9 protein-coding genes are annotated in these 12229 nt (G+C 43.1%); 3 read left to right on the forward strand and 6 right to left on the reverse strand.

Annotated elements, in window-relative coordinates; all coding sequences use genetic code 11:
* Complete coding sequence (locus tag KFO40_RS05400; RefSeq protein ID WP_008021078.1) at nt 1–1314, forward strand: nucleobase:cation symporter-2 family protein; 1314 nt, start codon at nt 1–3, stop codon at nt 1312–1314.
* A gap of 106 nt (nt 1315–1420) precedes the next feature.
* Here KFO40_RS05400 and KFO40_RS05405 read toward each other — a convergent pair whose 3' ends face one another.
* The 4 genes from KFO40_RS05405 to KFO40_RS05420 form a co-directional block, all read right to left on the reverse strand.
* On the reverse strand, nt 1421–3559 hold the full coding sequence (locus KFO40_RS05405; protein ID WP_118194622.1) for a KamA family radical SAM protein: 2139 nt from the start codon (nt 3557–3559) through the stop codon (nt 1421–1423).
* Nucleotides 3560–4043: 484 nt separating this feature from the next.
* Nucleotides 4044–4676, reverse strand: a complete 633-nt coding sequence (locus KFO40_RS05410) for a hypothetical protein (protein ID WP_004314086.1) — start codon at nt 4674–4676, stop codon at nt 4044–4046.
* Between the two features lie 111 nt (nt 4677–4787).
* Nucleotides 4788–6176, reverse strand: coding sequence for an alanine/glycine:cation symporter family protein (locus KFO40_RS05415; RefSeq protein WP_009041270.1), 1389 nt, complete (start codon nt 6174–6176; stop codon nt 4788–4790).
* A gap of 40 nt (nt 6177–6216) precedes the next feature.
* A complete protein-coding gene (locus KFO40_RS05420; protein ID WP_004314088.1) occupies nt 6217–6864 on the reverse strand; it encodes a helix-turn-helix domain-containing protein in 648 nt (215 codons plus the stop codon).
* Between the two features lie 147 nt (nt 6865–7011).
* Between KFO40_RS05420 and KFO40_RS05425 the strand changes: the two genes are divergently transcribed.
* Complete coding sequence (locus KFO40_RS05425) at nt 7012–7188, forward strand: histone H1 (RefSeq protein ID WP_004301965.1); 177 nt, start codon at nt 7012–7014, stop codon at nt 7186–7188.
* A gap of 91 nt (nt 7189–7279) precedes the next feature.
* Here the strand turns inward: KFO40_RS05425 and KFO40_RS05430 are convergent, their stop codons facing one another.
* On the reverse strand, nt 7280–9028 hold the full coding sequence (locus KFO40_RS05430) for an ATP-binding protein (protein ID WP_211146162.1): 1749 nt from the start codon (nt 9026–9028) through the stop codon (nt 7280–7282).
* Nucleotides 9029–9280: 252 nt separating this feature from the next.
* Entirely contained in the window at nt 9281–11029 is a 1749-nt protein-coding gene (locus tag KFO40_RS05435; RefSeq protein ID WP_008021085.1) for an ATP-binding protein, read from the reverse strand.
* A 150-nt stretch (nt 11030–11179) separates the two neighbouring features.
* Here KFO40_RS05435 and KFO40_RS05440 point away from each other — a divergent pair, with 150 nt between their 5' ends.
* Nucleotides 11180–12118, forward strand: a complete 939-nt coding sequence (locus KFO40_RS05440) for a tyrosine-type recombinase/integrase (protein WP_049703245.1) — start codon at nt 11180–11182, stop codon at nt 12116–12118.
* Nucleotides 12119–12229 lie beyond the last annotated feature (111 nt).

Consider the following 12229-nt stretch of genomic DNA (forward strand, 5'->3'; position numbering starts at 1 on the left):
ATGAAAACTGATTTAATCTACGGCGTAGAAGACCGTCCCCCTTTTAAAGACGCCCTGTTTGCGGCTTTACAACATCTCTTGGCTATTTTCGTGGCAATTATCACACCGCCGCTTATCATAGCGAGTGCCTTGAAACTGGATGTAGAAAAGACAAGCTTTCTAGTTTCCATGTCCCTTTTTGCTTCGGGAGTATCTACCTTTATACAATGCCGTCGTTTCGGTCCGATAGGAGCAAAGCTGCTCTGCATCCAGGGAACCAGTTTTTCTTTTATCGGTCCTATCATCGCCACAGGAATGGTAGGCGGATTGCCGTTGATTTTCGGTTCCTGTATGGCTGCCGCACCTATCGAAATGATTGTCAGCCGCACATTCAAATATTTGCGTAATATCATCACTCCGCTGGTTTCCGGTATTGTCGTACTGCTTATCGGATTGAGCCTGATAAAAGTAGGTATCGTATCTTGCGGAGGTGGATATGCAGCTATGGATAACGGTACGTTTGCTACCTGGGAAAACCTGTCTATTGCAGCACTGGTACTTCTTAGCGTCTTATTTTTCAACCGTTGCGGGAACAAATACCTGCGCATGAGTTCTATTGTACTCGGACTTTGTCTGGGTTATGGTCTGGCATTTGTTTTGGGAAAAGTGGATATGAGTGCGTTGAATGTGGAAATGCTGATGAGCTTTAATATTCCCCAACCTTTTAAATATGGTGTTGATTTCAATGTGTCTTCTTTCATAGCCATTGGTCTGGTCTACCTGATAACTGCCATCGAAGCAACAGGTGACGTGACTGCCAACTCTATGATTTCCGGACTTCCCATTGAAGGAGATTCCTATTTGAAACGAGTTTCCGGTGGAGTAATGGCAGATGGATTCAACTCCTTCCTCGCTGGTATATTCAACTCTTTCCCCAACTCCATCTTTGCACAGAATAACGGTATTATCCAACTGACCGGAGTAGCCAGCCGCTATGTCGGTTATTATATCGCAGCAATGCTTGTTCTTTTGGGATTATTCCCTATCGTAGGTGCCGTATTCTCCTTAATGCCCGATCCTGTATTGGGTGGTGCAACCTTACTAATGTTCGGTACAGTAGCAGCGGCAGGAATCCGTATTATCTCCTCACAAGAAATAGGCCGTAAAGAAACTCTGGTATTAGCAGTCAGCCTCTCCTTAGGCCTAGGAGTAGAACTAATGCCGGATGTATTACAACAAGCCCCGGAAGCAATTCGAAGTATCTTCTCTTCAGGGATCACCACCGGAGGCCTAACTGCAATTATTGCAAATATAGTAATACGTGTAAAAGAATGATGAATAAGTATTAAGTATTAACCGACAAGTATCAATCAACAAGTATTAAGTATTAATCGACAAGTATCAAATAGCAGGTATTATCCAGCAGCTTCGGTAATACTTATTACTTAATACTTATTTCTAAATTACTCATTTTATCAGTAGTGCGGAAAGGGAAATCAGGATACTCGTAAAGACTAAAGCGAGGTTCGGTTTCTCCTTTCGTATAATTCCAGATAGAAGCATAATCTTCCGGATCTTCTCCCATCTTGGCTAATTGGCGCAGATAAGCGGCCAGTGATTTATTTTCTACAATATAAATCTGTCCCATCTGGTCGATAATCGGGCTATGATGACGAGTGCCGTCATGTTCGAAGCGTAGAATCCGTTTTCCTTCTTCCGTCAGTCCCACCAATTGGAAGGTCATACTCTTACCGATAGCCGGCAAATTCAATACACTGCGATCCGTAGCAAGGAAAGGCAAATGATGTTTTCTCATGAAATGTCTTAATTGCTTGGCAACATCTTCTTTCGTCTCCTCTTCCGTTCCGACTTTCGTCTCTAATATTTTGTATAATTCCTCCGCCTGTTCCAGTGTCATCCGACCATAAATCTTTTCCTCCTGTTGTTCCTGCATCGAACGGCTGTTGGGAGCAAATACTGCATAATTCTCATTGAATCCCTTCACCGAGAAAGTATAATAACATACCACGCCCAATGAATTGAGCACCTGGCGAAGCCGTGTCGTATGTCCCCGACGCGAAGCAGCCACTGTATATACCAACTGATTCGTGATGATCCATCCGGCAGAAAGAATCTTCCGAATCGCCTCTTTAGCTTCAGGCGTGACCTCCAGCGGAGTCTGAAAATGAGTCTGGATAATAAACTGTTTCACCCCGATAGCCGAAGCCTTTTCTTTGAATTCCCGCAGAATATCCACCAATCCGTCATTGATACGCATCGGCAAATAAGCCAACAACCGTGACCCCAGCCGTACTCGTTGCAATTCCGCATATTTCTCTCCTTCCGGTCGTTCGAGATTTGCCTTCTGCTTGCGTACCGCCATCCGATACACCGCATCCAAAATATTCTGAAGCGTCTTATTCTGACTCATCAGCGCATCGCCCCCTGTAATCAGAATATCCCGCAACTGTGTATCCTCTTCAAAATAAGTCATCAACCGGCGCAACTTACGATCCCATGACTCCTTCGGGCGTAAAGACTCAAACTCGAAATTCAATCGTTCGCTTTGGAAATCATACATCCGCTGGCAAGAAGCACAAAGTCCCCCGCAAGCCCTTCCCATCGTGTCAGGAATGAGAATAGCCACCTCCGGATACCGGCGATGAATATTATGTCCGTCCGGCAGAAGCCATCCCGCAGCATTAGGTTTACCAACCTCCACAATATCCTCCTTTTCCCACGCACGAATATTTCCATACGTCTCCACCAATCGTGGCGAATACAGAATATAACTCCGGATAGCCTCATCATTATACCCATATCCTGTAATATTGAGTAGCGATAAATAATAAGGAGTCGCAAAAAACGGCATTCCCTTCTTCCGTGCCCGATAAAGCAAATACATCGTCTCCGAAGAAAGAGAATTCCCCAGGAACCGATTCAGTTCTCCCGGACTCTTCACAGCCATCGCCAAGTGAAAGCGGAAATCATTCCACCACTCACTTACCAACCTGTATTTCTCCTCATAACTCATTCCTTCCTCAAAGTGGAAACGAACCGAAGGCTTCGACTTCCTGTTCTCAATCTTCTGAATCAGCAAGTGCAACATCCGCTCCTTATTTTCATCCCGTATCTCCCGTACCTCTTCATCCAGTCCGGTTTCCCACCGGTCATTCCGACTTTTGATACGCTGCGGTGACGGCAAAGGCACAACTTCTCCCTTCAACCGTTTAAACATCTGAAAAATTTCAATAAACAAATCCGTCGGCATCTCCATATTCTCCAACGTCCCCGTCAGAAACTCATAAAGCAGCCGAATAGTCTGTACTGACATATCCTGTCCCGTAGACAGTTCATGGACATTCTGCCCATCATAATGGAGTAAGAGTCGAATTTGCTCCCTCGCCTCCTCCGCAGCTTCGTTTTCTATCCTGCAAGTCTCTAACAACCGCAGTATTCCAGTCTTGAAATCCTCAACAGTAGAGCTCTTATCCGCTATCTCCACTATCTCCGGAATCTCCTGACCATAGATTTGTTTCAACTGTGAAAAAGTAAGTGTAAGCATTTTCTTTTGTTTCATAAGCAATCTATCAATTTTTAAATTATATAATAAGCATTTTAAGTTTGAACGACCTCCCTTCCCCCGAACTATATGTCTCAAATCCCGAACAGCATCTCATCCCCTAAGTATCCTCCATCCATAACCTACCAACATAATCATCAAAGCGCAACATAATACACAATCACACCGCATAGCACTCTACACTGCATAGCACTCCACGCCGCATGGCCTCCCGGCCTCGTCTGCACGGCGTCAAGCGGAGGTTTCATTCCCGGCGTTAAGAAGGGCAGACTGTTTGAGCGAAGCGAGTTTCTGCCCTTTAGCCGGGGATGAGACCGGAGTAGCCGGGCAGACGCAGCCTTGATTTTTTCTTTTTGGTACTTTTTCTTTTGTATCAAGACAAAAGAAAAAAGTACATAAAGATAACAAAAAAAGCGGAAGTACAAAACCCCCGCTTTCTCTATCATATTAATCTTTACGCTTTTCTAACATTTAACGCGACTTATTTTTTTGTTTCCGTGTCGTCATCCTTCCGTTTCGGTTCCTTCTTGGCAAGTAGAACGATATTATACACATAATCCGTCATCCACTGCTCCGAGTATCCCAGACGCTCTTTGTATTGGCGGATAGCCGCAGCCGTCTTATGCACATCATCCGCTTTCCATACCATTTTGGTGCAAACATCATGCACCGTCTTCTGCGTCATGCCATACAGAGCCTTTTTAAAGATCGACGGCATACGGAACTTCCACTGCATCAGATTTCCCATCAACATCATCAGATCATTAGAAAATCCCTGATACATGAATAAATAAGATTGAATATCATTTTGAGTGCGGCAGTTACGTTTCACGGAAGCGTCGATTTCCTTGAAGAAATTCTCATTCAGCCCATAATCCTGCATCAGCATTTTGCGTGACGCAGACTTTTCGGCCAATCCCAGTTTACCGTTTTGAGTAGGCACTTTAAACAAACGTTTGAAGTTAGCTACGTCCGGCAAGAATCGGATATTGGTGATACCTAGGTTTGTGGCGATCACTGACTGGAAATACACCCGGGTCAGTGAAATGAAATCTTCTACATTGCCGACTTTCGTTTCATCGGATTTTTTCTTGAATAAACCAAATAAGCCCATTGTTATATTTACAATTTTACAATTTACAATTTACTATTTGAGTGCGTGGAAGGTATATAATATAACTACCATCTGTCAATTTCCGTGCAAAGGTACAAAAACAGTTGGTTTTCACCAACATTCCAAGTCCTTTTCGATGTCCGGCATAGACTCTTTCTTAAAAACAGGACTTTGGATGCCGGCTTTCTTTTGCGCCCGGTAATCATTTAACAGGCGGATCGCATATTTTCCAAGGAAGAGGATAGCGATCAGATTGCAGATAGCCATTAACGCCATAGTGACATCTGCCAAGCTCCATACCATATCCAATGTGGCAAGTGAACCGAAGAGCACCATACCGCCCACTAATATCCTGTAACCATGAAGCACCCACTTCCGGTGAGTGATAAAGCGGATATTGGCCTCCCCGTAATAATAATTTCCCAGAATACTGCTGAAAGCGAAAAAGAAAAGAGCTACAGCAACGAAGACACTGCCCGAAGAACCGATCTCGTTCGTCAATGCCTGTTGAGTCAACTGCACCCCATTGGTCGATCCATCCAGCGGAGCACCACTAAACAGAATGATAAAAGCCGTACAAGTACAAATCAATAATGTATCCGTAAATACTGCCAAAGTCTGTATCAATCCTTGTTTCGCGGGATGACTGACATGAGCTGTGGCAGCCGCATTCGGAGCCGATCCCATACCGGCCTCATTGCTGAAGAGCCCTCTCTTGATACCTTGCATCAATGCCATGCCGACTCCTCCTGCCAGTGCCTGTTCCCAACCAAAAGCATGACTGACAATCAGCGCGATGACGCCCGGTAAATGAGTGATATTGAGTATAACGATCACCAGCGCCAGTCCCACATATCCCAATGCCATAACCGGCACGATAATGCTGCTGACACGGGCAATGCGTTGAATACCTCCGAAGATGATAACCAACGTCAGTAATGTCAGTACCCCTCCCAATATAATATGATTGACCCCGAAAGCATGCTCCGCAGCAGCACAGATGGTATTGCTCTGTACAGAATTGAAAGCAAAACCGAAAGTGATGCTTATTAATATGGCAAAAAGCATTCCCATCCACGGTTGTTTCAATCCCTTCTTCATATAATAAGCAGGACCTCCGATGAATGAATCCTTTCCGCGTATTTTGTATAATTGCCCTAAGGTAGACTCGATGAAAGCACTCGAAGCCCCTAACAGTGCGATGACCCACATCCAGAAAATAGCTCCGGGACCGCCGATAGCGATGGCGGTAGCCACTCCCGCAAGATTTCCCGTACCCACACGGCTGGCGATAGAGATAGCGAATGCCTGAAAAGAAGATACATGTTTCTCTCCCTGCTTCCCTTTGCCCGCAGATTCGCTTAACAGTACGATCATTTCGCGAATCATGCGGAATTGTACGAAGCGTGTCCGTATGCTGAACCAGACAGCACATCCCAATAACATGATAATCAGAATATAGGTCCAGAGTATGTCGTTAATCTCGTTGATAAAAGTCATAGTTAAGTATTAAGTATCAAGTATTAAGTATTGTTTGTGGTTATTCGTTTTTTATTCGGAAGTAGAATTTATGATTTTCGAATACGGGTTCCACAATATCATAACGAACAAATTTGGCGAGCAGATGTTCAGCGGCACGTCGTGAAAGTCCGGTTTGGCGACAGTAGCGGTTGAGTGAGAGTAAAGTGCCATGCTCCAGTTGTTCGAGCAGGAGTTGTTCACGTTCGGTATAACGGATCAGTTCGCCACGGGGGCTGTCGCTTTGTTGCCATACACGGAGGTGTATAGGTGTTGCCAGAATATTTTCATCCTTGATGCGGAGATAGGCTAGAGGTTTTCCGGTTTCGTCTTTGGCGTAAACAGGTTTATGCGGAGTTTCTTCGATGGTCGCTACCAACACTTGCCGTCCCTCCACTATATATGTTTGCAATGTGTATTCCACTTCCGGTACGCAATAAAGTTGTGCGGCGGCTTCAATCATATATTTTTCTTCTTCGGAGCGTACTCCCGCGATTTTTCCATTGTCTTTTACGCCAATAAGTAATCTTCCTCCGTCCGTGTTGGCAAAAGCCGAGAGTGTTTTGGCAATTTTGCGTGCGTCGGAAATTTCGAATTTAAAGTCCTGTTGCTGGTGCTCCCCTTCAGCAATCAATGCATGTATATAATCGGTATCTGTAAGCAGTTTCATGGCTACAAAGGTAGGTAAAAATGGTGAAAAGCCCCTTTTTTAGATATTTTTCGAAGATTATTTCAAAAAAAATATTGATTTTATGCTTTTATTTCGGGAAACAGTGTATTTTTGCGGCACATTATTAACGAAAAAAATAAAAGGATTATGAAAGAATTGGTAGAAAAGGTAGCAGCTCTGTATGCTGACTTCTCAAAAGATGCTAACGCACAGATCGAAAACGGTAACAAAGCAGCAGGAACTCGCGCTCGTAAAGCTTCTTTGGAAATCGAAAAAGCAATGAAAGAATTCCGTAAAGCATCTTTGGAAGCTTCTAAGAAATAATTTAGAAGACTACTAAGATATCGGAAAGAGGCTGTCTAAACTTGTTAGACAGCCTCTTTTATTATAATACATGAAAATATATATACGAACTTTAAACTTCTTCGCACACCACCATTTTCATCCCTTGATAAACAACTATAATTTTGTGCAGCGTCGTTGTTCCGATTGCTTTTTGCACCGTTTCACTGGCGGCATAGCGGTTGGCTTGTGTGATAGCCTCTTGTCGGAGTTGCTCCACCTTTTCATCACTATCCTTTCCTTTGGCATACTTCAGTTCGATAATGTAAGAATGGAGCATGTCTTTGTATATATCCAGTAAGGGAAACATGAAAATATCGGCATATCCTTCCTGATTCTCCTGTTCGGAGATGGGGCGATAGAAACGGTTCTGTGCGGTCATAGCCAACGTAAATCCATGTACGTATGCTTCGCCTTTTTGCTTGTCTCTCTGGGAAGAATATCGGTGCAGACATTCGGCGATATAGTCGAAGTAGGCTTTCCAGTCGCCACGATAAGCCATAGCGGATGCCAGTTTCCCTTTTTCCCAGTTGTCAAAGCGGAGGTCCGCTTCGTTGTAAGTATCTAGTAAGTAACTGTACAGTTGCTCACGTACTACTTGATTGGGAATGGTCAATAATGTCTTGCCTCGTTTAGTACCGCTGATAGTCAACATTCCGAAATAGAATAATAGGCTGATAAAGTTATCCGGTTCTGCAATTGTTTCGGCAGGGAAGCCAGTTTTCAATTCACCGGTGATGTATCCTTGTTGCACCAATGTCTGGATGGTCGAGGCGCCATGAGCAAATTCTTTGTCTTTGCGGATCAACATTCGTAGTTTGTTGTAATCCACGCGGATGTTTTCTTCTACCATATTGCGTGGCATATAGCCTCTGTTTCGGATGTAATTATCCACAAAGTAGAGTACCATATTGGAGTTGTACATTGTAGTACCACCATAACTTTGTTCTGCAAAACAGTAATTATCATACCAAGGCTTCATAGCTTCTATCAGCTCGTCGGTAGAGTGGTGAAACTGGCAGGTAGTGGCATAATAATCCAGCATTGCGCGCACCTCTTCTTCGTTGAATCCGGTCATTTCATTAAATTCCGGAGAGAGCGAATAATTGGTGCCGATATTGAATCCGCTGGTGAGATCGTTCATTGTAACGGGGCTGACACCTGTCACGAAGCAACGTTTGATAGTGGAGTCCGTGCCTGCTTTCACCGTATCGAAGAAGCTGCGCAGATAACTAGTTCCGTATGTCTCGCTCTTGTAATCTTCCAGACAGGAAGGTTCTGATAAGATTTTGTTTGTAAAATGGTCGTATTCATCAATGAACAGATAAATCTGCTGATTGGTCTTGATACATTCTTTATATAGATAATCCAGTTGCTCTATGGCTCCCTTTTTCTTATTCATTTCTTCCTTTATCCCTTCGGGAAGATATTGCGCATAGACATCGCAGAAAAAGTTGAATTCAGTGTTGCAATGTGCGTCCAATGATTGCCGGTAACTATTCAATTCGGCATTAACTACGGCAAAGTTCAGATAAATGATGAGATATGAATTTCGTTCGGGAGTGGGATGTTTTCCTATGTACAGGTCGCCATACCATTTCTCAAACTTGTCCGCTTCTAATATGTTATAATAATGGTGGAGCATGGAGATCGTTAAGCTCTTTCCGAACCTTCGCGGACGAATGTAAAAGAAATACTTGTTCGCATTCTCTATGAGAGGGATATAATGCGTTTTGTCTACGTAATAACAGTCGTCTTCGCGGACATCGATAAAGTTCATCATTCCGTACGGAATACGTTTGCGCTTTACTGGTTGGTTCATAACTCTTTCATTTTCTCACAAAAGTAACAATAAAAATGAATATTGATGGATGGCAGTTATATAAATGATAGAATATCTTTAGTAGTCTCAATGCCATTATTGCTTATAGTGGGAAAGCGGATTTGCTCTTCTTTAGTGTGGAAACCCGTAATGTTGAAAAGTGGATAGCTGAAGAAAAATAGATAATACAAAAAAAGCGGCTCGTTGCAATGAGTCGCCTTTTATTATAATACATGAAAATATATACGAATTTTAAACTTCTTCGCACACCACCATTTTCATCCCTTGATAAACAACTATAATTTTGTGCAGCGTCGTTGTTCCGATTGCTTTTTGCACCGTTTCACTAGCGGCATAGCGGTTGGCTTGTGTGATAGCCTCTTGCCGGAGTTGCTCTACCTTTTCGTCACTATCCTTTCCTTTGGCATACTTCAGTTCGATAATGTAGGAATGGAGCATGTCTTTGTATATATCCAGTAATGGAAACATGAAGATGTCGGCATATCCTTCCTGATTCTCCTGTTCGGAGATAGGGCGATAGAAACGGTTCTGTGCGGTCATAGCCAACGTAAATCCATGTACGTATGCTTCTCCTTTTTGCTTGTCTCTCTGGGAAGAATATCGGTGCAGACATTCGGCGATATAATCGAAGTAGGCTTTCCAGTCGCCACGATAAGCCATAGCGGATGCCAGTTTTCCTTTTTCCCAGTTGTCAAAGCGGAGGTCCGCTTCGTTGTAGGTATCTAATAAGTAACTGTACAATTGTTCACGTACTACTTGATTGGGAATAGTCAACTTCGTTTCTCCTTCTAAAGTCCCACTGATAGTCAACATTCCGAAATAGAATAATAGGCTGATAAAGTTATCCGGTTCTGCAACTGTTTCGGCTGGAAAACCTGTTTTTAGTTCTCCGGTGACATATCCTTGTTGTACCAATGTCTGGATGGTAGAGGCGTCATGAGCAAATTCTTTGTCCTTGCGGATCAACATTCGTAGTTTGTTGTAATCCACGCGGATGTTTTCTTCTACCATATTGCGTGGCATATAGCCTCCATTTCGGATGTAATTATCCACAAAGTAGAGTACCATATTGGAGTTGTACATTGTAGTACCGCCATAACTTTGTTCTGCAAAACAGTAGTTGTCATACCAAGGTTTCATAGCTTCTATCAGCTCGTCGGTAGAGTGGTGAAACTGGCAGGTAGTGGCATAATAATCCAACATTGCGCGCACCTCTTCTTCGTTGAATCCGGTCATTTCATTAAATTCCGGAGAGAGCGAATAATTGGTGCCGATATTGAATCCGCTGGTGAGATCGTCCATCGTGACGGGGCTGACACCAGTCACGAAGCAACGTTTGATAGTGGAGTCCGTGCCTGCTTTCACCGTATCGAAGAAGCTGCGCAGATAACCGGTTCCGTGTGTTTCGCTTTTATAATCTTCGAGGCAGGCAGGTTCTGATAAGATTTTATTTGTAAAATGGTCGTATTCATCAATGAACAGATAAATCTGTTGATTGGTCTTCACACATTCTTTATATAGATAATCCAGTTGTTCTACGGCTCCCTTTTTCTTATTCATTTCTTCCTTTATTCCTTCGGGAAGATATTGCGCATAGACATCGCAGAAGAAATTGAATTCAGTGTTGCAATGTGCGTCCAATGATTGCCGGTAACTATTTAATTCGGCATTAACTACGGCAAAGTTCAGATAAATGATGAGATATGAATTTCGTTCGGGAGTGGGATGCTTTCCTATGTACAGGTCGCCATACCATTTCTTAAACTTGTCCGCCTCTAATATGTTATAATAATGTCGGAGCATGGAGATCGTTAAGCTCTTTCCGAACCTTCGTGGGCGAATGTAAAAGAAATACTTGTTCGCGTTCTCTATAAGCGGGATATAATGTGTCTTGTCCACGTAATAACAGTCGTCTTCGCGGACATCGATAAAGTTCATCATTCCGTACGGAATACGTTTGCGCTTTACTGGTTGGTTCATAACTCTTTCATTTTCTCACAAAAGTAACAATAAAAAATGAATATTGATGGATGGCTGTTATATAAATGATAGAATATCTTTGGAACTATCCGGGTGGTAATAGCGAGAATACTTGTATCTTTATTGTCGAATAAATTAATAAATTGAGAAATGTTGAAAGTAGTAACATTTATGAAGCAGGTAGCCATGGGGCTACAGGTGGAGGGAAACTTCGGTACTGCGCATGTTTATCGTAGCAGTCTGAATGCCATCATTGCTTATTGTGGGGAAGAAGATTTGCTTTTTAGTGAAGTAACTTCGGAGTGGCTGAAGGGATTCGAAGTTTACCTTCGCAGTCGTGGTTGTAGCTGGAACACCGTTTCCACTTATCTGCGTACGTTTCGTGCGGTTTACAATCGTGCCGTCGATCTTGGGAAAGCTCCTTATGTACCTCATCTGTTCCGCTCTGTTTATACCGGTACTCGTGCCGATCATAAACGTGCGTTGTGTGATGACGATATGAAGAAGGTGTTTGCCAAATTGTCTCGTACATCAGGTGTGCCATTTGCTGTATGTCAGGCGCAAGAGTTGTTCATTCTGATGTTTTCGCTTCGTGGTATGCCGTTTGTCGATCTCGCTTATTTGCGTAAGAGTGATTTGCGTGATAACGTAATAACGTATCGCAGACGTAAGACAGGACGACCATTGTCGGTGACATTGACTCCCGAAGCGATGATCTTGGTGAAGAAGTATATGAATCGTGATCCTTCTTCTCCTTATTTATTTCCATTGTTGAAAAGCCGTGAAGGAACCAAAGAGGCGTATCGCGAATATCAGTTGGCATTGCGCAGCTTTAACCAACAGTTGATGTTGCTAGGTGAATTATTGGGATTATCCGATAAGTTGAGCTCGTACACCGCCCGCCATACTTGGGCTACGACAGCTTATTATTGTGAAATTCATCCGGGCATTATTTCCGAAGCGATGGGACATTCGTCTATCACTGTGACGGAGACTTATTTGAAACCTTTCCGGAGTAAGAAAATTGATGAAGCAAATAGACAAGTTCTTGACTTTGTGAAACGCTCTGTTGTAGGTGTAAATGCTTGAAAATTACTCTGTTACTTTGTAGGTAACGGGAATGAATATCGGTGCAAATATGAGCATATTTCTTAAAACAACCAAACGAAATCATACATTTTTTCTAATAAACTACTCAAA

Origin of the sequence: Bacteroides sp. 1001302B_160321_D4, assembly GCF_015667765.1 — a bacterium.
Taxonomy (GTDB): Bacteria; Bacteroidota; Bacteroidia; order Bacteroidales; family Bacteroidaceae; genus Bacteroides; species Bacteroides xylanisolvens.